27 protein-coding genes are annotated in these 21,834 nt (G+C 66.3%); 14 read left to right on the top strand and 13 right to left on the bottom strand.

The annotated features are described in order from the left end of the window. Positions 1-17: 17 nt before the first annotated feature. On the bottom strand, positions 18-1,136 hold the full coding sequence (locus tag NJH59_RS12800; RefSeq protein WP_104571744.1) for an aminopeptidase: 1,119 nt from the start codon (positions 1,134-1,136) through the stop codon (positions 18-20). 65 nt (positions 1,137-1,201) lie between these two features. On the opposite strand from NJH59_RS12800, the gene NJH59_RS12795 reads away from it, so the two are divergent. Both NJH59_RS12795 and NJH59_RS12790 read left to right on the top strand, forming a co-directional pair. Beyond that, entirely contained in the window at positions 1,202-1,615 is a 414-nt protein-coding gene (locus NJH59_RS12795) for a hypothetical protein (RefSeq protein ID WP_054916040.1), read from the top strand. 52 nt (positions 1,616-1,667) lie between these two features. Then, positions 1,668-2,081: a hypothetical protein gene (locus NJH59_RS12790; protein WP_043862265.1), complete on the top strand. Its 414-nt coding sequence runs from the start codon at positions 1,668-1,670 to the stop codon at positions 2,079-2,081. Positions 2,082-2,084: 3 nt separating this feature from the next. Here the strand turns inward: NJH59_RS12790 and NJH59_RS12785 are convergent, their stop codons facing one another. Beyond that, complete coding sequence (locus NJH59_RS12785; protein ID WP_043862264.1) at positions 2,085-2,318, bottom strand: DUF1161 domain-containing protein; 234 nt, start codon at positions 2,316-2,318, stop codon at positions 2,085-2,087. An 85-nt stretch (positions 2,319-2,403) separates the two neighbouring features. Continuing rightward, the gene (locus NJH59_RS12780; RefSeq protein WP_088514205.1) at positions 2,404-2,838 is read right to left on the bottom strand and encodes an OsmC family protein; all 435 of its coding nucleotides are present in this window, start codon (positions 2,836-2,838) and stop codon (positions 2,404-2,406) included. A 181-nt stretch (positions 2,839-3,019) separates the two neighbouring features. Between NJH59_RS12780 and NJH59_RS12775 the strand changes: the two genes are divergently transcribed. Next, entirely contained in the window at positions 3,020-4,024 is a 1,005-nt protein-coding gene (locus tag NJH59_RS12775; RefSeq protein WP_043862263.1) for an LLM class flavin-dependent oxidoreductase, read from the top strand. 66 nt (positions 4,025-4,090) lie between these two features. Here NJH59_RS12775 and NJH59_RS12770 read toward each other — a convergent pair whose 3' ends face one another. Together NJH59_RS12770 and NJH59_RS12765 are read right to left on the bottom strand one after the other, a co-directional pair. Then, complete coding sequence (locus NJH59_RS12770) at positions 4,091-4,315, bottom strand: DUF1161 domain-containing protein (RefSeq protein WP_043862262.1); 225 nt, start codon at positions 4,313-4,315, stop codon at positions 4,091-4,093. 52 nt (positions 4,316-4,367) lie between these two features. Beyond that, on the bottom strand, positions 4,368-4,583 hold the full coding sequence (locus tag NJH59_RS12765; protein ID WP_043862261.1) for a dodecin: 216 nt from the start codon (positions 4,581-4,583) through the stop codon (positions 4,368-4,370). Positions 4,584-4,740: 157 nt separating this feature from the next. Between NJH59_RS12765 and NJH59_RS12760 the strand changes: the two genes are divergently transcribed. Beyond that, positions 4,741-5,067 carry a YqjD family protein gene (locus NJH59_RS12760; protein WP_043862260.1) on the top strand — a complete coding sequence of 109 codons (327 nt, stop codon included), beginning with the start codon at positions 4,741-4,743 and terminating at the stop codon, positions 5,065-5,067. Here NJH59_RS12760 and NJH59_RS12755 read toward each other — a convergent pair. Then, positions 5,064-5,960, bottom strand: a complete 897-nt coding sequence (locus tag NJH59_RS12755; protein ID WP_043862259.1) for a LysR family transcriptional regulator — start codon at positions 5,958-5,960, stop codon at positions 5,064-5,066. The two genes, NJH59_RS12760 and NJH59_RS12755, sit on opposite strands and share 4 nt — an antisense overlap. 111 nt (positions 5,961-6,071) lie before the next feature. Here NJH59_RS12755 and trpB point away from each other — a divergent pair, with 111 nt between their 5' ends. Both trpB and trpA read left to right on the top strand, forming a co-directional pair. Continuing rightward, on the top strand, positions 6,072-7,289 hold the full coding sequence (gene trpB, locus NJH59_RS12750) for a tryptophan synthase subunit beta (RefSeq protein ID WP_043862258.1): 1,218 nt from the start codon (positions 6,072-6,074) through the stop codon (positions 7,287-7,289). Next, positions 7,286-8,098 carry a tryptophan synthase subunit alpha gene (gene trpA, locus NJH59_RS12745; protein WP_043862257.1) on the top strand — a complete coding sequence of 271 codons (813 nt, stop codon included), beginning with the start codon at positions 7,286-7,288 and terminating at the stop codon, positions 8,096-8,098. Before trpB ends, trpA begins: the two co-directional genes overlap by 4 nt. Positions 8,099-8,125: 27 nt before the next feature. Here the strand turns inward: trpA and NJH59_RS12740 are convergent, their stop codons facing one another. Beyond that, positions 8,126-8,461: a DOPA 4,5-dioxygenase family protein gene (locus NJH59_RS12740; RefSeq protein WP_043862256.1), complete on the bottom strand. Its 336-nt coding sequence runs from the start codon at positions 8,459-8,461 to the stop codon at positions 8,126-8,128. 78 nt (positions 8,462-8,539) lie between these two features. On the opposite strand from NJH59_RS12740, the gene NJH59_RS12735 reads away from it, so the two are divergent. Both NJH59_RS12735 and NJH59_RS12730 read left to right on the top strand, forming a co-directional pair. Then, the gene (locus NJH59_RS12735) at positions 8,540-9,061 is read left to right on the top strand and encodes an NAD(P)H-binding protein (protein ID WP_058541986.1); all 522 of its coding nucleotides are present in this window, start codon (positions 8,540-8,542) and stop codon (positions 9,059-9,061) included. A gap of 60 nt (positions 9,062-9,121) precedes the next feature. Next, positions 9,122-10,693, top strand: coding sequence for a SulP family inorganic anion transporter (locus tag NJH59_RS12730; protein WP_054916044.1), 1,572 nt, complete (start codon positions 9,122-9,124; stop codon positions 10,691-10,693). Positions 10,694-10,762: 69 nt separating this feature from the next. Here the strand turns inward: NJH59_RS12730 and aroE are convergent, their stop codons facing one another. After that, entirely contained in the window at positions 10,763-11,590 is an 828-nt protein-coding gene (aroE, locus tag NJH59_RS12725) for a shikimate dehydrogenase (RefSeq protein WP_043862253.1), read from the bottom strand. A gap of 52 nt (positions 11,591-11,642) precedes the next feature. Beyond that, positions 11,643-12,569 (bottom strand): oxygen-dependent coproporphyrinogen oxidase, encoded by a 927-nt coding sequence (gene hemF, locus NJH59_RS12720; RefSeq protein WP_043862252.1) that lies wholly within the window; start codon positions 12,567-12,569, stop codon positions 11,643-11,645. Between the two features lie 155 nt (positions 12,570-12,724). Between hemF and NJH59_RS12715 the strand changes: the two genes are divergently transcribed. Next, positions 12,725-13,702 (top strand): NADPH:quinone reductase, encoded by a 978-nt coding sequence (locus tag NJH59_RS12715; RefSeq protein ID WP_253086852.1) that lies wholly within the window; start codon positions 12,725-12,727, stop codon positions 13,700-13,702. 84 nt (positions 13,703-13,786) lie between these two features. On the opposite strand, the gene NJH59_RS12710 is transcribed toward NJH59_RS12715, so the two are convergent. Both NJH59_RS12710 and dprA read right to left on the bottom strand, forming a co-directional pair. After that, positions 13,787-14,344, bottom strand: coding sequence for an L-threonylcarbamoyladenylate synthase (locus tag NJH59_RS12710; RefSeq protein ID WP_043862251.1), 558 nt, complete (start codon positions 14,342-14,344; stop codon positions 13,787-13,789). Between the two features lie 39 nt (positions 14,345-14,383). Continuing rightward, positions 14,384-15,481: a DNA-processing protein DprA gene (dprA, locus tag NJH59_RS12705; RefSeq protein WP_253086851.1), complete on the bottom strand. Its 1,098-nt coding sequence runs from the start codon at positions 15,479-15,481 to the stop codon at positions 14,384-14,386. Positions 15,482-15,690: 209 nt separating this feature from the next. On the opposite strand from dprA, the gene def reads away from it, so the two are divergent. From def to NJH59_RS12680, 5 genes are read left to right on the top strand one after another with little or no spacing between them, the layout of a single operon-like run. Continuing rightward, complete coding sequence (gene def, locus NJH59_RS12700; RefSeq protein WP_043862249.1) at positions 15,691-16,197, top strand: peptide deformylase; 507 nt, start codon at positions 15,691-15,693, stop codon at positions 16,195-16,197. A 57-nt stretch (positions 16,198-16,254) separates the two neighbouring features. After that, a complete protein-coding gene (gene fmt, locus NJH59_RS12695) occupies positions 16,255-17,187 on the top strand; it encodes a methionyl-tRNA formyltransferase (protein WP_253086850.1) in 933 nt (310 codons plus the stop codon). Further along, a complete protein-coding gene (rsmB, locus tag NJH59_RS12690; protein WP_078481293.1) occupies positions 17,184-18,497 on the top strand; it encodes a 16S rRNA (cytosine(967)-C(5))-methyltransferase RsmB in 1,314 nt (437 codons plus the stop codon). The genes fmt and rsmB overlap by 4 nt, the downstream gene beginning before the upstream one ends. Positions 18,498-18,516: 19 nt before the next feature. Then, entirely contained in the window at positions 18,517-19,890 is a 1,374-nt protein-coding gene (gene trkA, locus NJH59_RS12685) for a Trk system potassium transporter TrkA (protein ID WP_043862246.1), read from the top strand. A gap of 12 nt (positions 19,891-19,902) precedes the next feature. Then, positions 19,903-20,211, top strand: coding sequence for a tetratricopeptide repeat protein (locus tag NJH59_RS12680; protein ID WP_088514199.1), 309 nt, complete (start codon positions 19,903-19,905; stop codon positions 20,209-20,211). An 81-nt stretch (positions 20,212-20,292) separates the two neighbouring features. Here NJH59_RS12680 and NJH59_RS12675 read toward each other — a convergent pair whose 3' ends face one another. Further along, complete coding sequence (locus NJH59_RS12675; RefSeq protein ID WP_054916050.1) at positions 20,293-21,180, bottom strand: lysophospholipid acyltransferase; 888 nt, start codon at positions 21,178-21,180, stop codon at positions 20,293-20,295. Between the two features lie 39 nt (positions 21,181-21,219). Next, entirely contained in the window at positions 21,220-21,771 is a 552-nt protein-coding gene (locus NJH59_RS12670) for a DNA-3-methyladenine glycosylase I (RefSeq protein WP_043862243.1), read from the bottom strand. Positions 21,772-21,834: the final 63 nt, after the last annotated feature.

Below are 21,834 nucleotides of genomic sequence, written 5' to 3'. Positions count from 1 at the left end.
GCCGGCAATGCCGGCTCCTACAGGGGGTGCGAAGCGTTGTAGGAGCCGGCCTTGCCGGCGGAGCTTTCCAGGGCCTGCTGGCGCTGCTCGAACGGCAACCGCCCCCAGGCCTCGACCCGCTGGTAGAACACCGCCCAATCTCCGCCAACCTCCCGGAACAACGCTGCAAACGCAGGCACCCACTGGTCATACAGCCCGAACGGCAGCAGCTTGGCGTTGTTCATCGGCGCGTTGATCCACGCGTCATAGCGCTTGTCGCCCTGCCACCTTGTATCGCGCAGCACCCGGTACTCGCTGCGCAGGCGCTCGAACTCGGCCTGCTTGCCCGCGCGCATCGCTGCCTCGTCCAGCGGCTGTGCATACAACGTCTTGAGCCGCTCGCGGCTGGCCAGCACCAGCCCCACGAACTCGTCACGCTGGCGCGCTCCACCCTGCGGCAAGGGCGCCAGCCCGCGGGCCGCGCGCCACTGGCGCGAACCTTCCTGCTCCACAAAGGTGGCAAACGACTCGTTGAACGCCGTGTCGTCCTTCACGTACACGCGCTGGTGCGCAAGTTCGTGGAAGATCACCGTGGCCAGGCGCTCGTCGCCCCAGCCCAGCATCGAACTGAGAATCGGGTCGTCGAACCAGCCCAGGGTCGAATAGGCCTCCACCCCGCCCACATACACATCCTGCCCCTGCGCCTTCTGCAACGCCGCCGCCCCGCGCGCCGCACCCTGGCTGTAGTAGCCGCGATAGGCCACGCAACCGGCGATGGGAAAGCAGTAGGTATGCGGTTCCAGCGAAAACTCCGGGGTGGCGAACACGTTCCACACCACGAACGGGCGCCCGATATCGGCGTACACCCGGTAGCTGCGGTTGTCCGGCAGCTTAAGGTGGCTGCTGGCAAAAGCGCGTGCCTGCTGCGCTTTCGCCAGGTGCTGGCGCAGGGCAGGGGGGGTGGCCGGGTCGGCCACCAGCACCGCCACCGGCTCGCGCGCGCGCAGCAGCTGCCATTGCCCGCTGGCCAGCTGGCTGTAGTAGCCGAGGCTGGTGCAACCGTTGAGCAGCCCGAGCAGCAGCACGGGAACCAACCCGCGGAAAACGCGGTCGAGTGCCCCGGGGCTTGAGCGCAACCAGAAAAAAATTCGAACCATGTGCAGGGATGTCTCGCTCAAGTGCTCATCGGCCCAAGACTATCCTGCCTGCCCGGAGTTTTGCCATGCGTACGATGCTTGCCGCCAGCGCTGTGCTGGCCCTGACCGGCTGCGCCGGCCTGCCCGCCGCCGACCCGAACCAGGCCTGGGTCGACCTCCAGCCCGCTGCCGACGACACCCTGCACGCGCTGGAGGTGGACGAGCGCAGCTGGGCCGACACCCGCTACTTCGAAGTCACGCCGGGCAGTCACGAGCTGACGGTGCGCTATCAGTTCGCGGTAGCGCCCGGCAATATCGGGCCGGTGGACGAACCACTGTGGCGCGATTGCCAGCTGAACGTGAAATTCAAGGATTTCAATGCCGGCCAGCGCTATCAGTTGCAGGCCGGCAGTATCGGCTTCAGGCCCTGGGCCAAGCTCTACGACGAGCAGCGCAAACTGGTCGGCACCGGTTTGCCTGCCGGATGCCAGCGTACCTGAACAGACTAATGGCGCTATGCTTGTAGCTTGTAGCCCGCCAGCGGAGATTGCCATGCGCCAGCCCATGATGCTGCTTGCCATCAGTACCTTGGGGGCCTGTGCCAGTCCCCTGCCACCGGTCGACAGCAAGCAGGCCTGGATCGACCTGTATACCGTCACGCCGGGCAAGGTGCTCATGGCCGACCGCCTGGATGGTCAGCGCCTGAACGACGGCCGTTTCTTCCAGGTCACGCCGGGCAAACACGAACTGGTGGTGCGCTTTGATTTCGAGGTGTATTCAGGCGGTTTCAGCACCGACCCTACCGAACGCACCTGCTACCTGAAGATTCGCTACGACGACTTCCAGGCCGGCCAGCGCTACCGCATCGAAGCCCGCGCCCCGGCCATGCAGCCCAGTGCCTATCTGTACGACGCGCAGCGCAAGCTGGTCGCCGAAGAACAGAACGACATCTTCTGCATCCCGTGACGGCTAGCGATCGTTTTTCTGGTAGATGATCTTCTTGGTGCCGTTCTCACAGCTGCCCACCACCATGTTCTGGTCATGGACTTCATCGTTGGTCACGATTTCCAGGGTGTAGGAAGAGACATTGTTGGCCTGGATCTTGGCTTCGATCTCGGCCTTGAGCTCGGCGCAGTCCTTGGGCGCGGCCAGCGCACTGGTGGCCAGCAACGAGGTCAGCACAGCGAATGCAATACGAGTCATCAGAACAGCTCCTTGTGGCGGCAGACCATCTGCCGACAGCCATTTGACCACAAGAAGCCGTGCGTCGTTCTGATCTGCGCCGGCGTCAGTCCACCAGGGTGGCGTCCAGGCTGATCTGGGCCTTGAGCACCTTGGATACCGGACATCCCGCCTTGGCCTTGTTGGCCAGCTCCTCGAATTTCGCCTTGTCGGCACCGGGCACCTTGGCCTTGAGGATCAGGTGCACGGCGGTGATGGCAAAACCATCGGGCTGCTTGTCCAGGGTCACTTCGGCGATGGTGTCGATACGCTCGGCGGTCAGGCCGGCTTCGCCGAGGATCATCGAAAAGGCCATGGAGAAGCAGCCTGCATGGGCAGCGCCGATCAGTTCTTCAGGGTTGGTACCAGGCTGGCCTTCGAACCGGGTGTTGAAGCCATAGGGGTTGGCCTTCAAGGCGCCACTCTCGGTGGAGAGCTGGCCCTTGCCGGTTTTCAGGTCGCCTTGCCAGATTGCCGATGCTGTCTTTTTTATCGAACTCATAAAGCCTCCTGAGTGCCTGAGAGCGCGGGGGATCGCGCCTGGCGTTCAATTCAGAGGGCGTCACCACGGGCAAGTTCAGCCCGATTGCAGGGGCAGGCATTGAATACCTGTGATCTGCCCATACAGAGTCAGAAAGGTCGCGGCATGCTGTCGGCCTAACCATTCAGGAGGCGTACACGCCATGACGCGACTCGCGGACATCAAATACTCCACCCTCGACCTGGTACCGGTACGCCAGGACAGCGGCCCGGCCCAGTCGCTGCGCAACTCGCTGGACCTGGCGCAACACGTGGAGAAATTCGGCTACAACCGCTTCTGGGTGGCCGAGCACCACAACATGGACGGCATTGCCAGCTCCGCCACCTCGGTGCTGCTGGGGTACCTGGCCGGTGGTACCTCGACGATCCGCGTGGGTGCAGGCGGGGTGATGCTGCCCAACCACGCGCCGCTGGTGATTGCCGAGCAGTTCGGCACCCTGGCCAGCCTGTACCCGGGCCGTATCGACCTGGGCCTGGGACGTGCGCCGGGCTCCGACCAGATGACCGCCCGCGCCCTGCGCCGCGAGCGCTCGGGCAGCGCCGACGACTTCCCGGACGATGTAGAGGAACTGGTGCGCTACCTGGGCCCGCGCACGCCCGACCAGAAAGTGATTGCCGTGCCGGGGTATGGCACCGAGGTGCCGATCTGGCTGCTGGGCTCGAGCCTGTTCAGTGCACAGCTGGCGGGGATGCGCGGCTTGCCGTATGCGTTTGCCTCGCACTTTGCGCCGCGCATGATGCATGAAGCGATCCGCGTGTACCGCAACCACTTCAAGCCCTCGACGGTGCTCGACAAGCCCTACGTGATGTTGGGTGTACCGCTGGTGGCGGCCGATACCGACGAGCAGGCCGAGTACCTGGCCACCTCGGTGTATCAGCGAATTCTGGCGTTGATGCGTGGGCAGAGCCTGGTGCAGCGCCCGCCCGTCGACAGCATGGACGGCCTGTGGCAGCCCCATGAGCGGGAGGCAGTGGGAAGTTTCCTGGGCCTGGCGATGGTGGGCGGGCCAGAGAAGATCCGCGCCAAACTGGACGTGCTGCTGGAGCAGACCGGTGCTGATGAGCTGATCTTTACCTGCGACCTGTACGAGCATGCGGACCGGATCCGGTCCTACGAGATTCTGTCTCAGGTCATCAAGGGCAACTGAGGGCCCTTTTGCCAGCAAGGCTGGCTCCTACGTGGGAGCCAGCCTTGCTGGCGAAAGACTCACCGATCAACCGCGCTTGTACACGATGTCCTTGGTACCGCCTTCACACGACCCCACCACCTTGCCATCGGTCGCAGCGCCCTTGTCGACGATCTCCAGCGAATAGTGCGGTACGCCATTGGCGTCGATCTTCGCGGCAATCTCGCTCTTCAATTCTTCACACGGCTTGCCCGCCGCCAGCGCAGTCCCGGCCAGGGTCATCAAGCCAAACGCCAATACCAGCTTCTTCATCGATCGCATTCCTTGTTCAGATCAAAAAGGGTTCAGGGCCAGCCGGCCGCCATCAGCTGTTGGCGATACGGAAGCCCACCTTGATGGTTACCTGAAAATGCGCCGCCTTGCCATCCTTGATATGGCCCCGGGTCTCGGTCACTTCGAACCACTCCAGGTGCTTGATGCTCTTGGCCGCTTCGGCCAGGGCATTGTTTATCGCGTCCTCGATGCTGCTGGGCGAGGAGCCGACCAGTTCGACCTTCTTGTACGTGTGGTGATCAGACATGACTACTCTCCATCAATGGTGTGCATTGAGCCTAGCAGCGCCAGGCAGGTTTACCTGTGTGGGTAAAAACCTGGCAAAAGTTCGATTGCTCTGCACTTTCGCGGCACTGCGCAGTCCCATTCTTCACATGCCACTCAAACCCTGAAGGAGAGCCACCATGGCCAATAGCTCGCTACGTAAAGCCTCGTTGCAAAGCATGGAAGCGGAAATCGAAAGTCTCCTCAAATCTCTGGAAAACCTCAAAGACGATGCTTCGGACGAGTCGCGCAAGACCCTGAAGAGCCTCAAGGGCAATGCCGAAAATGCCCTGCGTCACTCGCGCAGCCTGCTCACCGATGCCTATGAAGAGGTCAAGACCAAGACCCGCGAAACCGGCATCGCCACCCGTGACTATGCCCAGCAACACCCCTGGACCACCGCCGGCGTGGCCGTGGGCGCACTGGGCCTGCTGGCCGCCTACCTGCTGTGCAAGCGCGGCGACTAAAGCGCCTGCCGCCCCAGTTCGGCGCGCAACCAGTGCGCCAGCTGCTCGGCGCGCCCGTCCGCGGCGCGCCGGGGCACCCACAGGGCCAATGACGCCCGCGTAGGACCAAAGCCCCACGGTGCCGCCAGCCTGCCGGCACGCAGGTCATCGGCCACCAGCGGCTGCGGGGCGATCGCCACCCCCAGGCCGGCCACAGCTGCCTCCAGCAAGTAATACAGATGCTCGAACCCTTGCCCGTAGCGCATTGCCTGCGGGTCGATGTGCTGTTGGCGGGCCCAGTCGGGCCAGGCCTGGGGCCGCGAGGTGGTGTGTAGCAGGGTTTCCCCCAGCAAGGCGCTGGCTGGCGCCTGACGCAGGCGGTCGAACCCTGGAAAGTGCGGGCTGAGCACCGGCCCGATGCATTCCTGTGCCAGCACGTGCACCTGCATGTCGGCCGGCCACGGCGGCTCGGCGAATACCAGCAGCGCATCCAGCCCCGGCCGGCGCGGGTCCAGGTCGCCTTCGCCCGCCGACAGGTGCAGACGCAGCTCCGGCAGGTCGGCCTGCAGGCGCCCAAGGCGCGGAATGAACCAGCGCGCCAGCAGGCTGCCTGAACAACCCAGCACGAACGGTGCGTCGGCGCGGTCCTGGCCCAGCTCGGCGCACACGCTGCGCAGGCGCTCGAAGGCGTCGCTGCTGGCGTCGCGCAGGCGCACACCGGCATCTGTGAGTTTAATGCCGCGCCCTTCCTTGACGAACAGGCTCACGCCCAGGTGCTCTTCAAGCACCTTCAACTGCCGGCTCACCGCACCGTGGGTCACGTGCAGTTGCTCGGCAGCCTGGCTGACGCTGTTGAGCCGGGCGGTGGCTTCAAAGGCCCGAAGGGCATTGAGCGGGGGCAGTTCTCTGGCCATTGACGTGTGAGTTTTCCTGACAGGTTGTGGCGATCTTATCGGTTTTCAGCGGCGCGTGTCGTGGGTAGAGTAGGCCCATTGCGACCTCATACCCACGCCCTGGAGCGACCCATGACCCAGACCAACTTCCGCAGCGGCCCCGATGCCAACGGCCTGTTTGGCGCATTCGGTGGCCGCTACGTGGCCGAAACCCTGATGCCGCTGGTGCTCGACCTGGCCCGTGAATACGAAGCGGCCAAGGCCGACCCCGAGTTCAACGAGCAACTGGCGTACTTCCAGCGCGACTACATCGGCCGTCCTAACCCGCTGTACTTCGCCGAGCGCCTCACCGAACACTGCGGCGGGGCGAAGATCTTCTTCAAGCGCGAAGAGCTCAACCACACCGGCGCGCACAAGGTGAACAACTGCATCGGCCAGGTGCTGCTGGCCAAGCGCATGGGCAAGAAGCGCCTGATCGCCGAAACCGGCGCCGGCATGCACGGTGTGGCCACCGCCACCGTGGCCGCACGTTTCGGCCTGCCCTGCGTGATCTACATGGGCGCCACCGACATCGAGCGCCAGCAGGCCAACGTGTTCCGCATGAAGCTGCTGGGCGCCGAGATCGTGCCGGTCACCGCCGGCACCGGCACCCTCAAGGACGCCATGAACGAAGCGCTGCGCGACTGGGTGACCAACGTCGACGACACCTTCTACCTGATCGGCACCGTGGCCGGCCCGCACCCGTACCCGGCGATGGTGCGCGACTTCCAGTCGATCATCGGCAAGGAAACCCGCGAGCAGCTGCAGGCCAAGGAAGGGCGCCTGCCCGACAGCCTGATCGCCTGCGTGGGTGGTGGCTCCAACGCCATGGGCCTGTTCCATGACTTCCTCGATGACGCCAGTGTGCAGATCATCGGCGTCGAGGCCGGCGGCCACGGGGTCGACACCGACAAGCACGCAGCGAGCCTCAACGGCGGCGTGCCCGGCGTGCTGCACGGCAACCGCACCTACCTGCTGCAGGACGCCGATGGCCAGATCACCGACGCCCACTCGATTTCCGCCGGCCTGGACTACCCCGGCATCGGCCCGGAGCACGCCTACCTGCACGAAGTGAAGCGCGTCGAGTACGTGAGCATCACCGACGACGAGGCGCTGGATGCGTTCCACGCTACCTGCCGCCTGGAAGGCATCATCCCGGCGCTGGAAACCTCCCACGCGCTGGCAGAAGCCATCAAGCGTGCGCCCACCCTGCCCAGGGACCACCTGATGGTGGTGTGCCTTTCGGGGCGTGGCGACAAGGACATGCAAACCGTAATGAGCCACATGGCCGCGCAGGAGAAGCAGGCATGAGCCGTCTTGAACAACGTTTTGCCGACCTCAAGCGCGAGGGTCGCGCTGCCCTGGTGACCTTCGTGACCGCCGGTGACCCGGGCTACGACGCTTCGCTGGCGATCCTCAAGGGCCTGCCGGCTGCGGGTGCCGACGTGATCGAGCTGGGCATGCCGTTCACCGACCCGATGGCCGACGGCGTGGCCATCCAGCTGGCCACCCTGCGTGCGCTGGAGGCCGGGCAGACCCTAGCCAAAACCCTGCAGATGGTGCGCGAGTTCCGCACCGGCAATGCCACCACGCCGATCGTGCTGATGGGTTACTACAACCCGATCCACCGCTTCGGCGTGGAGAAGTTCGTGGCCGAGGCCAGGGATGCGGGCGTGGACGGCCTGATCATCGTCGACCTGCCGCCGGAGCACGACGCCGAGCTGGCCACCCCGGCCCAGGCCGCGGGCATCGACTTTATCCGCCTGACCACCCCGACCACCGATGACGCGCGCCTGCCACGCGTGCTGGAGCGCAGTTCGGGCTTTGTGTACTACGTGTCGGTAGCCGGCGTGACCGGCGCAGGCTCGGCGACCAGCGATCAGGTAAGCGGCGCCATCGAGCGCCTGCGCCGCCACACCGACCTGCCGATCAGCGTGGGCTTCGGCATTCGCACGCCTGAACAGGCGGCAGCCATTGCGCGGCTGGCCGATGGTGTGGTCGTGGGTTCGGCGCTGGTGGACAAGGTGGCCAACGCCAGTACGGGCGAGCAGGCGGTAAGCGATGTGCTGGCGCTGTGTTCGGCGCTGGCCGAAGGTGTGCGCGGCGCGCGCAAAGGCTGATACCGCGTCGCCTCTTTCGCCGCCGCTTCAGGCCCCTTCGAACATCGAAAGATCCAGCGGCCGCACGGCCCCCATCCAGATCGCATGGTCCCGATGATCGGCCAGCTCATCGCCGGTCAGCGGATGCAGAAACACCACCAGCCCCTTGCGGTACAACGCCAGCCACGGCAGCACCACGCCCACCATCTCCGGCCCGAATGCCAGCTGGCAGCTCCAGTCCGGGTGCGGCCCCACCGGTTTCTGATGCATGCGCCCCATGCTCACGCCAAACAGCGTGGCGGCTTCCTCGCACAGCGCCCGCGCCTGCTCCATCGTACCGGCGTCGTAATACACATGGGCGTGATACCCCTTTATCCGTTGCACGCTGCCTCCTGAATTCGACCGAACCCCCAGGTGCTCCCGCAGGTCCAAAGGCCATCAGGATACCCCCGGAGCGCTATCGTGAAAAACGCCGAAACACCTGTCTTCAAACTGATCCTGCTCGGCGGCCAGTGCACCCTGGGTGATGCGCTGGTAAGCGAACTGCTGCAGCGCCAGCACGAGGTGACCCTGATCCTCGACGACCTCAACCAGCCCCAGGCGCGCCCCGGCCTGCACGTCAAGAACGGCGGCCTGGCCAGCGCAGACCAGGCCGAACAGAGCATCGCCGGCGGCTCGGCCGTGGTGTGCCTGCTCGACGGCCTGGCGCCCGGCGACTTCTCGCGGCAGGGGCTGATGACCCAGGCCCTGCTCGCGGGCATGGCCCGCACGCCCCTGCGTCGCATCGTGCTGGTGGGCCAGTTTGGCGGCGGCGCGGCGCCGCTGGCGGAGTTGTTGCAGGCCGGTGGCCTGCGCTGGACGTTGGTCAACACGCCACTGAGCGAGCACCCGGACAGCCTGGCAGGCATCGCTGCGGGCATTGCCGACCTGCTGGACCTGAACCTGCATGTTGGCGAACAGGTGAATTTCATCGAGGCCCCCTGACTTGCACCGGGCCGCCATAGCCTGCACCCTGAGCCTTCACCGCACTGCATAGAGAGCTTCATGGCCTGGCTAGAGCGCCACCGTCTGTTTCCCTTTCTCGCCTGGTTGCCTCGGCAAACCCGTGCCAGCGTGCGGCGCGACCTGCTGGTGGGGCTCAGCGGGGCGATCCTGGCCCTGCCGCAGTCGATCGCCTATGCGCTGATCGCCGGCCTGCCCGCCGAGTACGGGCTGTACGCGGCCATCGTGCCGGTGCTGATCGCGTGCCTGTGGGGCTCGTCGTGGCACCTGATCTGCGGGCCCACCGCCGCCATTTCCATCGTGCTCTACGCCAGCATCAGCCCCGTGGCGGTGCCCGGCAGCGACGACTACATCCGCCTGATCCTGCTGCTGACCTTCCTGGCCGGGGTGTTCCAGTGGCTGGTGGGCATGCTGCGCTTCGGCGCGCTGGTGAATTTCGTCTCGCACTCGGTGGTGCTCGGCTTCACCCTCGGCGCTGCAGTGGTGATCGCCCTGGGCCAGGTGCCGAACCTGCTGGGGCTCGACCTCGCCAGCCAGGCCACCGCCCTCAGAACCCTGCAAGGCCTGCTGCAGCATGCCGGCGACATCGACTGGCCATCGCTGCTGCTGGGGCTGGGCACCTTGCTGCTGGGGCTGTCGATCAAGCTCGCACGGCCGCGCTGGCCGGCGCTGTTGATCAGCCTTGCCGGCGCCAGCCTGCTGGTGTGGCTGTGGCCGGCACTGTTCGGCCATGTGGCGCTGGTGCCGGCGTTCATTGGCCGGCTGCCCCCGCTGAGCCCGCTGCCGCTGCTGGACCTGGAGCTGATCCTGCGCCTGCTGCCCAGTGCCGTGGCGGTGGGCATGCTGGGGCTGGTCACCAGCCTGTCGATTGCGCGCTCGCTGTCGATCCGCTCCGAACAGCTGATCGACGCCAACCAGGAGATCCGCGCCCAGGGCCTGTCCAACCTGGGCGGTGCATGGTTCTCCGGCTACCTGTCGTCGGGCTCGTTCACCCGTTCCGGGCTCAGCTATGAGGCCGGGGCGCAGTCACCGCTGGCGGGGGTGTTCTCGGCCCTGTGGGTGGCGCTGTTCGCCGTGGCGGGCGCCAGCCTGATCGCGCACATCCCGATCCCGGCGATGGCCGGCAGCATCCTGCTGATCTGCTGGGGGCTGGTGGATCACCGTGCGATTCGGGCGCTGTACCGGGTCAGCCGGCCGGAGTTTCTGGTGATGCTGCTGACCTGCGTCGCCACCTTGCTGCTGGAACTGCAGACGGCGATTTATGCCGGGGTGCTGGCGTCGCTGTTCTTCTACCTCAAGCGCACTTCGCAGCCACGGGTACAGCAGTCGCGCGAAGGCGAGGCGGATGTGCTGCGGGTGTTCGGCTCGATCTTCTTCGGCGCCAGCCATTATCTGCAGGTGCGCCTGCAGCGGTGCCAGGCACCGGTGGTGGTGATCGATGCGCGGCAGATCAACTTCATCGATTACTCGGGGGTGGAGATGCTGCACCAGGAGGCGCGGCGGCTGCGCCGGCAGGGGCGTCAGCTGGTGCTGCGGCGGGCGAGGGGGCAGGTGGTGGAGGAGTTGCAGAAGCTGGAAGGGGCGGCTGATTGCCCGGTCCAGTTTGAGGATTGAGTTGCGCCCTTCGCCGGCAAGGCCGGCGCCTACAGGGGCCGGCCTTGCCGGCGAAGGCAGCGCCGCGTTCTAGCCCCGCGCCAGCTGCCGGCGCAGCTCATCGAGCACCGGCCCGGTGTCCGGGCGCACCCCGCGCCAGATGAAGAACGCCTCCGCCGCCTGCTCAGCCAGCATTCCCAGCCCGTCCAGCACCTTGGCCGCACCGTGCTCGGTGGCCCAGCGACAGAACGGCGTGGGCTCCTTGGCATACATCATGTCGTAGCACACGGTCACGCCCGGTTCGATCAGGCTCGCGGCAATCGGCGGCATCTCGCCGGCCAGGCTCGCCGAGGTGGCGTTGATGATCAGGTCCACCGGCTCTTCCAGCCAGCTGAAGCCGCTGGCGGCCACCGGCCCCAGGTCGTCGAACTCGCGGGCCAGCTGCTCGGCCTTTTCTACCGTACGGTTGGCAATCACCAGCGACGCAGGCTCATGCGCCAGCAACGGCTCGAGCACCCCGCGCACCGCGCCGCCGGCCCCCAGCAGCAGGATGCGCTTGCCCTTGAGCTCGACCCCGGCATTCACCGTGAGGTCGCGCACCAGGCCGGCACCGTCGGTGTTGTCGCCCTGCAGGCTGCCGTCGGGCAGCCGGGTCAGCGTGTTCACCGCCCCGGCTCGCCAGGCGCGTGCGGTCAGGCCGTCACCCACCAGGCGGTAAGCTTCCTCCTTGAAGGGCACGGTGACGTTGGCGCCGCTGCCCTGCTTGAAGAAGCCCAGCGCGCACATGCTGAAGTCGTCCAGCGGCGCCAGCAGGGTGTTGTACTCCAGCTGCTGGCCGGTCTGGTCGGCGAACAGCCGGTGAATCAGCGGCGACTTGCTGTGGCCGATCGGGTTGCCGAATACAACGTACTGGTCCATGACGCGTTTCCTGAGTCCGCCCGGCGAATCGGGCACGTTATCCACAATGGGTTCAGTGAGCGGCCTTGTCCAGGCCCAGCCAGTCGCGGTCCTGCAGGAAGTACTCGGTCAGGCGTGCTTCTTCGCTGCCCGGCGCAGCCTTCCAGTCATAGCCCCAGCGCACCTGCGGCGGCAGCGACATCAGGATCGACTCGGTACGGCCGCCCGATTGCAGGCCGAACAGGGTGCCACGGTCGTACACCAGGTTGAATTCCACGTAGCGCCCGCGGCGGAACTCCTGGAATTCACGCTGCTGGGCGGTGTACGGCTGCGCCTTGCGCCGTTGCACGATGGGCAGGTAGGCCTCGACGTAGGCATCGCCAATGGCGCGGATGAAGGCGAAGCAGGTGTCGAAGTCCCACTCGTTCAGGTCGTCGAAGAACAAGCCGCCGATGCCCCGCGGCTCGCCCCGGTGCTTGAGGTGGAAGTAGCGGTCGCACCAGGCCTTGTAGCGCGGGTACACATCGGCGCCGAACGGTGCGCAGGCCTGCTCGGCCACGCGGTGCCAGTGGATGCAGTCTTCTTCGTGGGCGTAGTAGGGCGTGAGGTCGAAGCCGCCGCCGAACCACCATACCGCCTCTTCACCTTCCTTCTCGGCAATGAAGAAGCGCACGTTGGCGTGGGAGGTCGGTACATGGGGGTTGTGCGGATGGATCACCAGCGACACCCCCAGCGCCTCGAAACCACGGCCAGCAAGTTCGGGGCGGTGCGCGCTGGCAGACGGCGGCAGGCCGCTGCCGAACACGTGCGAAAAGTTGACCCCGCCTTTTTCGATGACATTGCCTTCGCCGATCACCCGCGTGCGCCCACCGCCACCGGCTTCGCGTACCCAGGCGTCCTCGACGAAGCGGGCGCCGCCGTCTTCGCTTTCCAGGGCGGCGCAAATCCGGTCTTGCAGGTCGAGCAGGTAGGCCTTCACGGCCTCGGTGCGGGTAGTCATCAGGTCACCTTGGAAACGGGCTAGGGCCGGGCCAGGCGGGGGCCGGCGCTGAATTCGGCGCGTAGCATACCACCGGCGGCAGGCCACCCGCAGTTGACGGCGATCAAGCAAAGGCGTCCGATAGGGGTTTTCCCGGATCCAGCAGGAGAGTGCAGATGGCCAAGCGTATCCAGTTCAGCCAGCATGGCGGCCCCGAGGTATTGACCCTGGTCGACTTCGAACCCGCCGCGCCCGGCCCGCAACAGGTCCGCGTGCGCAACCACGCCATTGGTCTGAACTTCATCGACACCTATTTCCGCAGCGGGCTGTACGCGCCGCCGGCACTGCCCTCGGGCCTGGGCACCGAAGCTGCCGGCGTGGTCGAGGCGGTGGGCGAGGGCGTGACGCGGATCAAGGTGGGCGATCGGGTGGCCTACGCTGGCGGTCCGCTGGGTGCCTACAGCGAGGTGCACACGCTGCCTGAAGCAAACCTGGTGAAGCTGCCCGAGAGCATCAGCTTCGAGCAGGCCGCCGCGGTGATTCTCAAGGGCCTGACCGTGCAGTACCTGCTGCGCCAGACCTACGCGCTGCAGGCCGGCCAGACGGTGCTGTTCCATGCCGCCGCCGGTGGGGTGGGTTCGCTGGCCTGCCAGTGGGCCAAGGCCCTGGGCGTGAAGCTGATCGGTACCGTGAGCTCGCCGGAGAAGGCGGCGCGGGCCAAGGCCCTGGGTGCATGGGAAACCATCGACTACAGCCGTGAAGACGTGGCGCAACGCGTGCTGGAGCTGACCGGCGGCAAGAAGTGCCCGGTGGTGTACGACGGCGTGGGCCAGGACACCTGGCTGACCTCGCTGGACTGCCTGGCGCCGCGCGGGCTGATGGTGAGCTTCGGCAATGCGTCGGGCGCGGTGAGCGGAGTCAATCTGGGGATCCTGGCGCAGAAGGGCTCGCTGTATGTGACCCGGCCGACGCTGGCCAGCTATGCCAACAATGCCGAGAACACCCAGGCGATGGCCGACGAGCTGTTCGAAATGATCGCCAGCGGCAAGCTGGCTGTGGATATCCAGCAGCGCTATCCGCTGGCCGAGGCGGCCAAGGCTCAGGCAGAGTTGTCGGCGCGGCGGACGGTTGGGTCTACGGTACTGCTGCCCTGAATCGGCGCTGAATGCTTCGCCGGCAAGGCCGGCTCCTACAGACGTTGGCGCGCCTGTAGGAGCCGGCCTTGCCGGCGAATGGGGTCACCCCGCTCTGACGACCTGCCCCGTGGCCAGGTCGCGAATCACGCTCGGGTTGCGCCGCCCGCCCAGGCTGCCGCCCAGGATCACATCCAGCTGCCCGTGGAAGTACTGTTCCACGCGCAGGCGCGAGCGCGCTGCCGGCCGGCCCTGCGGGTTGGCCGAGGTCGACACCAGCGGGCCCACCAGCGAACACAGGTCGCGCACCACCGGGTGGTCGCTGACCCGCAGCGCCACGGTGTCATGCACGCCGGTGATCCATTCCGGCAACATGCCCTGGTGCGGCACCAGCCAGGTATTGGGCCCCGGCCAGGTGCTGGCCATGCGGTCCAGCCACAGCTCGGGGAAGTCCTCGAACAAGAAGTCGAACTGGCGGATGTTGTCCGCAATCAGGATCAGCCCCTTGTTCACCGAGCGGGACTTGAGCGCCAGCAGGCGGTCCACCGCCTCCTCGTTCCACGGGTCACAGCCCAGGCCCCAGACCGCCTCGGTCGGATAGGCCAGTACCGCACCCGCCCGAATTTCCCGCGCGGCTTGTTGCACACGCCAACTGTTCACCATCGTTGTCACTCCGCGTTCAAAGGCTGGTACGCAGTGTACTTAGCCCGGCCGGGCAAACCAACGCCCCGCGTCACTGCACACACGCCCGTCCAGCTCCAGTTGGGTGAGCGTGGCCAGCACCTGGGGCAGGGCCTGACCGCTGGCCAGCGCCAACGCCTCGGTGGTGTGCGGCGCCGCCAGCAGCAACCCCAGCAGCGGGTGCACCACCGGCTCGGGGGCGGCCGACGGAAGGTTCTGCCAGCCACGCAAACTTTCCAGAATCTGCTCTATGCTCTCCACCAGCATCGCGCCATCATGTATCAATTGATGGCAGCCCCTGGCCCCCGGATGGTAGATGGAGCCAGGAATCGCGTACACCTCGCGCCCCTGTTCGGCCGCCAGGCGCGCGGTGATCAGCGAACCGCTGGCCAGGCTGGCCTCCACCACCAGCACGCCGAGCGACAGCCCGCTGATGATGCGATTGCGCCGCGGGAAGTTGGCCGCCACCGGTCCGGCATCCAGCGGGAACTCCGAGACCACTGCGCTACCGCGCTCGGCCATGGCCTGCGCGAGAGCATGATGTCGCTGTGGATAAAGTTTTTGCAGGCCGGTGCCGAGCACGCCGATAGTGCGTCCGCCAGCATCCATTGCAGCCTGGTGAGCGGCACCGTCGACCCCCAGCGCCAGGCCGCTGGTAATCACGAAACCGGCCTGGGCCAGTTGCCTGGAAAACGCGGCCGCGGTGTCCAGGGCCGGGCGTGAAGCGCGCCGGCTGCCGACGATGGCCAGCTGCGGCTGCTCCAGAATCGTCGGGTCGCCGGCAATGAACAGAAGGGGCGGGGCATCGCAAAGCTCGGCCAGCAAGCCAGGGTAGGTGGGGGCGTCCCACATCAGCAAATGCTGCCCGGGCCGCTCTAGCCAGGCCATTGCAGCCGCTGCACCGGCGTAAGCCTCGGCACTGTGGCGGGCCGTTATGCTGGCCGGGCTGCGGCCCAGCGCCCGCCATTGTGTGGCGGGCGCATCAAGCGCGGCGGCCGCGCTGCCAAAGGCTTCCAGCAGCAGGCCAAAGCCCTTTGGCCCGATATCGGGAAGGCGGTGCAGGCGCAGACGTGCCTCGAGTTCAACCGGCGAGCACGCCGCAACAGGCGGGAGGGGCATCGGATCATCCTTGATCGAAGGCGGGTCAGCCACGCGTGAAAACCTGTGGATAACTCTGTTGATAATAGTTTGACAACTCGCCGCCCGGTGCGGGCCGCCAGTCGCCTTCAAAACCCTAGCCGACCTTGAGAAGGGTGCCGAACGCGCCGAATACCTTTATTATGTGCATTCATGTTTGCAACCCATCGCACAGTGCAGCTCATACGCTTATGGCCATCTTGAACATCCTCGAATTCCCGGACCCGCGCCTGCGCACCATCGCCAAACCGGTGACGGAAGTGGACGACAGCATCCGTCAGTTGATCGATGACATGTTTGAAACCATGTACGAAGCCCCTGGCATCGGCCTGGCCGCCACCCAGATCAACGTGCACAAGCGCGTGGTGGTCATGGACCTGAGCGAAGACCGCAGCGAACCGCGGGTCTTCATCAACCCCGAGCTGGAAATGCTCACCGACGACATGGACCAGTACCAGGAAGGCTGCCTGTCGGTACCCGGCTTCTACGAGAACGTCGACCGCCCGGTGAAGGTCAGGGTCAAGGCCCTGGATCGCGACGGCAAGCCCTTCGAACTGATCGCCGAAGGCCTGCTGGCCGTGTGCATCCAGCACGAATGCGACCACCTCAACGGCAAGCTGTTCGTCGACTACCTGTCGAACCTCAAGCGCGACCGCATCAAGAAGAAACTGGAAAAGCAGCACCGCCAGAACGCTTGATCCCTCATTCCAGAAGGCTTGCTCCGGCAAGCCTTTTTCTTTTTAAGCGAGAACTGCATGCGCATCGTCTTCGCGGGCACCCCCGAGTTTGCCGCCGAACACCTCAAGGCCCTGCTGGCCAGCCCCCATGAAATCGTCGCGGTCTACACCCAGCCAGACCGCCCGGCCGGCCGTGGCCAGAAGCTGATGCCCAGCCCGGTCAAGCAGCTGGCTGTGGATAACGCCATCCCGGTGCTGCAACCGCCGACGCTGCGCAGCCCCGAGGCGCAGGCCGAGCTGGCCGCACTCAAGCCCGACCTGATGGTGGTGGTGGCCTACGGCCTGATCCTGCCCCAGGCGGTGCTGGATATTCCGCGCCTGGGCTGCATCAACAGCCACGCCTCGTTGCTGCCACGCTGGCGCGGCGCCGCGCCGATCCAGCGCGCGGTGCAGGCCGGCGACGCCGAAAGCGGCGTGACGGTCATGCGCATGGAGGCCGGCCTGGACACCGGGCCGATGCTGCTCAAGGTCTGCACCCCGATCAGCGCCAGCGACACCGGCGGCAGCCTGCACGATCGCCTGGCCGAACTGGGCCCGCCTGCGGTGCTGCAGGCCATCGACGGCCTGGGCGCGGGCACCCTGCACGGCGAAGTGCAGGACGACGCGCTGGCCACGTATGCCCACAAGCTGAACAAGGACGAGGCGCGTCTGGACTGGTCGCGCCCCGCCGAGGAACTGGAGCGCCTGATCCGCGCCTTCAACCCGTGGCCGATCTGCCACAGCACCCTGGGCGGCGAAACCCTCAAGGTGCTGGGTGCGCGCCTGGCCGATGGCAAGGGCACGCCGGGCGAGATCCTGTCTGCCAGCAAGGACGGCCTGATCGTGGCCTGCGGCGAGCAGGCGCTGTGCCTGACCCGCCTGCAACTGCCCGGCGGCAAGGCGCTGAACTTCAGCGACCTGTACAACAGCCGCCGCGAAAAATTCGCCAGCGGCACGGTGCTGGGCCAATGAACCCGCGTCTGGCCGCCGCCCGCGCCCTGGCCGCCGTGCTCAGCGGCAAGGCCTCGCTCAACAGTTCGCTGCCCGCCCAGCTGGACAAGGTCGAGGCCCGCGATCGCGGCCTCACCCAGGACCTGGCCTTCGGTACCGCACGCTGGCAGCCACGCCTGTCGGCACTGGCCGAGCGCCTGCTGCAAAAGCCGTTCAAGGCCGCCGACGCGGATGTCGAGGCGTTGCTGCTGGTGGGCCTCTACCAGCTGCTGTACACCCGCGTGCCGGCCCACGCCGCCATCGGCGAAACGGTCGGGTGCGCCGACAAGCTGAAAAAGCCCTGGGCCAAGGCCCTGCTCAATGCCGTGCTGCGCCGCGCCCAGCGCGAGAGCAGCGAGATGCTTGCCGAACTCGAACGCGACCCGGTGGTGCGCACCGCGCACCCGCGCTGGCTGCAGAAGTCGCTCAAGGCGTTCTGGCCCGAGCAGTGGGAAGCCATCTGCGCCGCCAACAATGCCCACCCGCCGATGATCCTGCGGGTCAACCGCCGCCACCACAGCCGCGATGCCTACCTGGGCCTGCTGCGCGAAGCCGGCATCGATGCCGCGCCGTGCACGTACAGCCGTGACGGTATCCTGCTCGCCGAGGCCTGCGACGTGCGCGGTTTGCCGGGCTTCGAACAGGGCTGGATCAGCGTGCAGGACGAAGCCGCGCAGCTGGCCGCCGACCTGCTCGACCTGGCGCCCGGCCAGCGCGTGCTCGACGCCTGCTGCGCCCCCGGCGGCAAGACCTGCCACCTGCTCGAGGCGCATGCCGGGCTGGAGGCGGTGGTGGCCATCGACCTGGAAGCCAAACGCCTGACCCGCGTGCGTGAAAACCTCGACCGCCTGGGCCTGGATGCCCAGTTGATCGCCTGCGATGCCCGCGACACCGCCAGCTGGTGGGACGGCAAGACCTTCCAGCGCATCCTGCTGGACGCCCCTTGCTCGGCCACCGGTGTGATCCGTCGCCACCCGGACATCAAGCTGACCCGCCAGGCCGATGACATCGCTGCCCTGGCCAGCCTGCAGGGCGAGCTGCTCGACGCGCTGTGGCCAACCCTCGAAGTGGGCGGCATCCTGCTCTACGCCACCTGCTCGACCCTGCCGACCGAGAACACCGAAGTGATCGAGGCGTTCCTGGCCCGCACGCCGGGCGCGCGCGAGCTGGACCTGGCCACCGAGGCCGGCATCCGCCAGCCCCATGGCCGGCAGTTGCTGGCGCAGGAAGGCGGCCACGATGGCTTCTACTATGCCAAGCTGATCAAGATCGCCGCCGTTCGCGGACACTAACCAGCACAAGGGAGAGCGGATGAAGATCATCATCCTGGGCGCGGGGCAGGTCGGCGGCACGCTGGCCGAGCACCTGGCCAGCGAAGCCAACGACATCACCGTGGTCGACACCGATGGCGACCGCCTGCGCGATCTGGGCGATCGCCTCGACATCCGCACCGTGCAGGGCCGCGCCTCGCTGCCGACGGTGCTGCGCCAGGCCGGTGCGGATGATGCCGACATGCTGGTGGCGGTGACCAACAGCGACGAGACCAACATGGTCGCCTGCCAGGTGGCCTACACCCTGTTCCACACCCCGACCAAGATTGCCCGGGTTCGCGAGTCGGCCTACCTGACCCGCAGCGGCCTGTTCAACAACGAGGCGATCCCGGTCGACGTGCTGATCAGCCCCGAACAGGTGGTCACCCACTACATCAAGCGCCTGATCGAGCACCCCGGCGCCCTGCAGGTGATCGACTTCGCCGAGGGCAAGGTCCAGCTGGTGGCGGTCAAGGCCTACTACGGCGGCCCGCTGGTGGGCCAGCAGCTGCGCCAGATCCGCGAGCACATGCCCAACGTGGACACCCGCGTGGCGGCGATCTTCCGTCGCGACCGGCCGATCAAGCCACAGGGCGACACGGTGATCGAGGCCGACGACGAGGTGTTCTTCATCGCCGCCAAGAACCACATCCGCGCAGTGATGGGCGAGCTGCGCCGCATCGACGAAACCAACAAGCGCGTGGTGATTGCCGGCGGCGGGCAGATCGGCGAACGCCTGGCCGAGGCCATCGAGAGCCGCTACCAGGTCAAGATCATCGAGATGAACGCGGCGCGTTGCCGTTACCTGTCCGACACCCTCGACAGCACGGTGGTGCTGCAGGGCAGCGCCTCGGACCGCGACCTGATGCTGGAAGAGAACATCGCCGACGCCGACATCTTCCTGGCCCTGACCAACGATGACGAAGCCAACATCATGTCCTCGCTGCTGGCCAAGCGCCTGGGCGCGAAGAAGGTGATGACCATCATCAACAACCCGGCCTATGTCGACCTGGTGCAGGGCGGCGAGATCGACATCGCCATCAGCCCGCAGCAGGCCACCATCGGCACCTTGCTGGCCCACGTGCGCCGCGGCGACATCGTCAGCGTGCACTCGCTGCGCCGTGGCGCGGCCGAAGCCATCGAGGCCATTGCCCACGGCGATTCGAAGTCGAGCAAGGTGATCGGCAAGGCCATCGAGGACATCGCGCTGCCGCCGGGCACCACCATCGGTGCGATCATCCGCGACGAGCAGGTGCTGATCGCCCACGACGACACGGTGATCGAGTCCGGCGACCACGTGATCCTGTTCGTTGTGGATAAAAAGTACATCCGCGACGTGGAGAAGCTGTTCCACGTGGGCCTGAGCTTCTTCTAGGGAGAAACCGGAATGCGCGAATCACTGGAAAAGATGCTGGCCAAGGGTGTGGATAACTCGCTGCTACGCTTCGGCCTGGGCAAGGCCTGGCTGGATGAGGGCAACGGCGCAGAGGCCGCGCTGCACCTGCGCCGCTGCGTGGAGTTCGACCCCAAGTACTCGGCGGCGTGGAAGCTGCTGGGCAAGGCGTATCAGGTGCAGGGCGACGTGGCCGGCGCGCGCCAGGCCTGGACCGAAGGGCTGGCTGCAGCGCAGGCGCATGGGGACAAGCAGGCGGAGAAGGAGATGACGGTGTTTCTCAGGAAGCTCGACAAGGCCTGAGCGCGCGTCGCTTCATTCGCCGGCAAGGCCGGCTCCTACGCAAATCGCCTGTAGGAGCCGGCCTTGCCGGCGAAGGGGCGCTCAGTACCAGCGCGTCTCGCCCGGCGGGCGCTTCTTGAAGCGCTTCATGCTCCACATGTACTGGCTTGGATACGCCCGCACATAACGCTCCACCACCTTGCTCATGGCCGCCGCCGAGGTCTCCACGTCGGTGCTGTACATCGCATCCGGCGCCGCTTCCAGGATCACCTTGAAGCCCGAACCGTCCGGCAGGCGCAACGCATGCAGGAACACCCCCACCGCCTTGCCACCGGCCAGCATGTTCGGCACGAACTTGCTGGTCAGTGCCTTGGTGGCAAAGAACGGCACGAACACCCCCGCCGATTCCGCCGGCTCCGGGTCGGCCGGAATGCCCACCTGGCCGCCCTTGCGCACTTCCTTGATGATGCTGAGGATGCCTTCCTTGGTCGACGCCGCCACGCGGTTGCCCAGTTGCACGCGCTGTTCGCGCAGCAGGTCATCCACCGCCTTGAGCTTGGGCGGGCGGTAGAAGATGATCGGCTTGCACTGGCTGCAATAGAAGTGGTTGAGCACTTCCCAGTTGCCCAGGTGGCTGGTGATGCCCACCACGCCCTTGCCCGACGCCAGTGCCTCGTGCAGCACCTCCAGGCCCTCGACCTCGCGCACCAGGTCGATGGAGCGCTGCGCCGGCCAGATCCACGCACAGGCGCTTTCGGTGAACGACTTGCCGATGTCCATCAGCGTGCGGCCCACAAGGCGCTCGCGTTCGGCCGGGTCCATCTCGGGAAAACACTTGGCCAGGTTGATGCGCACCACGTTGCGCGAGCTGTTGGGCACCTTCCACATGATCCAGCCGATGGCCGCGCCAACCCGCTGCACCGCGCCCCAGGGCAACTTGGCAAACAATCGCAACGCCCCGACCATCAAGGCGCCCTTGAACTTATCCACAGGCAGGTTCCTCCTTCTGCAAGCCGCGCATTGTAACCGTCAGCGGCGCAGGGCGGCGTAACGATCGCAATCGGTGGTGTGATCCATGACCATGCCAGTGGCCTGCATGAAGGCATAGCAGATGGTCGGCCCGACAAAGGTGAAGCCGGCCTTCTTCAGGGCCTTGCTCATGGCCGTGGCCTCGTCGGTCACCGCCGGCACCTCGTTGCGCTGGCTGAAATGATTGATTTTCGGCACCCCGCCGACGAACGACCAGAGCCACTGCGCCGGCTCGTCCAGCGCCAGCCAGGCCCTGGCGTTGCGCCGCGCGGCGTTGAGCTTGAGGCGGTTGCGGATGATGCCGGGGTCGAGCATGCGCTCCTCGATCTCGGCATCGGTCATCTGCGCCAGGCGCTGCGGGTCGAAGCCGAACAGCACCTCACGGTAGCGCTCGCGCTTCTTCAGCACCGTGATCCACGACAACCCGGCCTGAAAGCCTTCGAGCAGCAGCATTTCGAACAGCGCGCCAGGCTCGCGCTGGGGCGTGCCCCACTCGCTGTCGTGGTACGCCTGGTACAACGGATCATCGGTACACCAAAAGCAGCGTGGCATAAGGCTCCAAGGGTAGAGGCGGGGGCGAATCGGGTTATACTCCCGCTCTTTATATTCGCAGCC

Source organism: Pseudomonas sp. VE 267-6A (assembly GCF_024126555.1).
In the GTDB taxonomy this organism is placed as follows: Bacteria; Pseudomonadota; Gammaproteobacteria; order Pseudomonadales; family Pseudomonadaceae; genus Aquipseudomonas; species Aquipseudomonas palmensis.
This window is presented reverse-complemented; position numbering and strand designations above follow the sequence as displayed.

What these genes read in the sequence shown, in the direction of transcription:
- NJH59_RS12800 (WP_104571744.1), bottom strand. Translation starts at nt 1,136, where the DNA reads ATGGTTCGAATTTTTTTCTGGTTGCGCTCAAGCCCCGGGGCACTCGAC.
- NJH59_RS12795 (WP_054916040.1), top strand. Translation starts at nt 1,202, where the DNA reads ATGCGTACGATGCTTGCCGCCAGCGCTGTGCTGGCCCTGACCGGCTGC.
- NJH59_RS12790 (WP_043862265.1), top strand. Translation starts at nt 1,668, where the DNA reads ATGCGCCAGCCCATGATGCTGCTTGCCATCAGTACCTTGGGGGCCTGT.
- NJH59_RS12785 (WP_043862264.1), bottom strand. Translation starts at nt 2,318, where the DNA reads ATGACTCGTATTGCATTCGCTGTGCTGACCTCGTTGCTGGCCACCAGT.
- NJH59_RS12780 (WP_088514205.1), bottom strand. Translation starts at nt 2,838, where the DNA reads ATGAGTTCGATAAAAAAGACAGCATCGGCAATCTGGCAAGGCGACCTG.
- NJH59_RS12775 (WP_043862263.1), top strand. Translation starts at nt 3,020, where the DNA reads ATGACGCGACTCGCGGACATCAAATACTCCACCCTCGACCTGGTACCG.
- NJH59_RS12770 (WP_043862262.1), bottom strand. Translation starts at nt 4,315, where the DNA reads ATGAAGAAGCTGGTATTGGCGTTTGGCTTGATGACCCTGGCCGGGACT.
- NJH59_RS12765 (WP_043862261.1), bottom strand. Translation starts at nt 4,583, where the DNA reads ATGTCTGATCACCACACGTACAAGAAGGTCGAACTGGTCGGCTCCTCG.
- NJH59_RS12760 (WP_043862260.1), top strand. Translation starts at nt 4,741, where the DNA reads ATGGCCAATAGCTCGCTACGTAAAGCCTCGTTGCAAAGCATGGAAGCG.
- NJH59_RS12755 (WP_043862259.1), bottom strand. Translation starts at nt 5,960, where the DNA reads ATGGCCAGAGAACTGCCCCCGCTCAATGCCCTTCGGGCCTTTGAAGCC.
- trpB (WP_043862258.1), top strand. Translation starts at nt 6,072, where the DNA reads ATGACCCAGACCAACTTCCGCAGCGGCCCCGATGCCAACGGCCTGTTT.
- trpA (WP_043862257.1), top strand. Translation starts at nt 7,286, where the DNA reads ATGAGCCGTCTTGAACAACGTTTTGCCGACCTCAAGCGCGAGGGTCGC.
- NJH59_RS12730 (WP_054916044.1), top strand. Translation starts at nt 9,122, where the DNA reads ATGGCCTGGCTAGAGCGCCACCGTCTGTTTCCCTTTCTCGCCTGGTTG.
- aroE (WP_043862253.1), bottom strand. Translation starts at nt 11,590, where the DNA reads ATGGACCAGTACGTTGTATTCGGCAACCCGATCGGCCACAGCAAGTCG.
- hemF (WP_043862252.1), bottom strand. Translation starts at nt 12,569, where the DNA reads ATGACTACCCGCACCGAGGCCGTGAAGGCCTACCTGCTCGACCTGCAA.
- NJH59_RS12715 (WP_253086852.1), top strand. Translation starts at nt 12,725, where the DNA reads ATGGCCAAGCGTATCCAGTTCAGCCAGCATGGCGGCCCCGAGGTATTG.
- NJH59_RS12710 (WP_043862251.1), bottom strand. Translation starts at nt 14,344, where the DNA reads ATGGTGAACAGTTGGCGTGTGCAACAAGCCGCGCGGGAAATTCGGGCG.
- dprA (WP_253086851.1), bottom strand. Translation starts at nt 15,481, where the DNA reads ATGCCCCTCCCGCCTGTTGCGGCGTGCTCGCCGGTTGAACTCGAGGCA.
- def (WP_043862249.1), top strand. Translation starts at nt 15,691, where the DNA reads ATGGCCATCTTGAACATCCTCGAATTCCCGGACCCGCGCCTGCGCACC.
- fmt (WP_253086850.1), top strand. Translation starts at nt 16,255, where the DNA reads ATGCGCATCGTCTTCGCGGGCACCCCCGAGTTTGCCGCCGAACACCTC.
- rsmB (WP_078481293.1), top strand. Translation starts at nt 17,184, where the DNA reads ATGAACCCGCGTCTGGCCGCCGCCCGCGCCCTGGCCGCCGTGCTCAGC.
- trkA (WP_043862246.1), top strand. Translation starts at nt 18,517, where the DNA reads ATGAAGATCATCATCCTGGGCGCGGGGCAGGTCGGCGGCACGCTGGCC.
- NJH59_RS12680 (WP_088514199.1), top strand. Translation starts at nt 19,903, where the DNA reads ATGCGCGAATCACTGGAAAAGATGCTGGCCAAGGGTGTGGATAACTCG.
- NJH59_RS12670 (WP_043862243.1), bottom strand. Translation starts at nt 21,771, where the DNA reads ATGCCACGCTGCTTTTGGTGTACCGATGATCCGTTGTACCAGGCGTAC.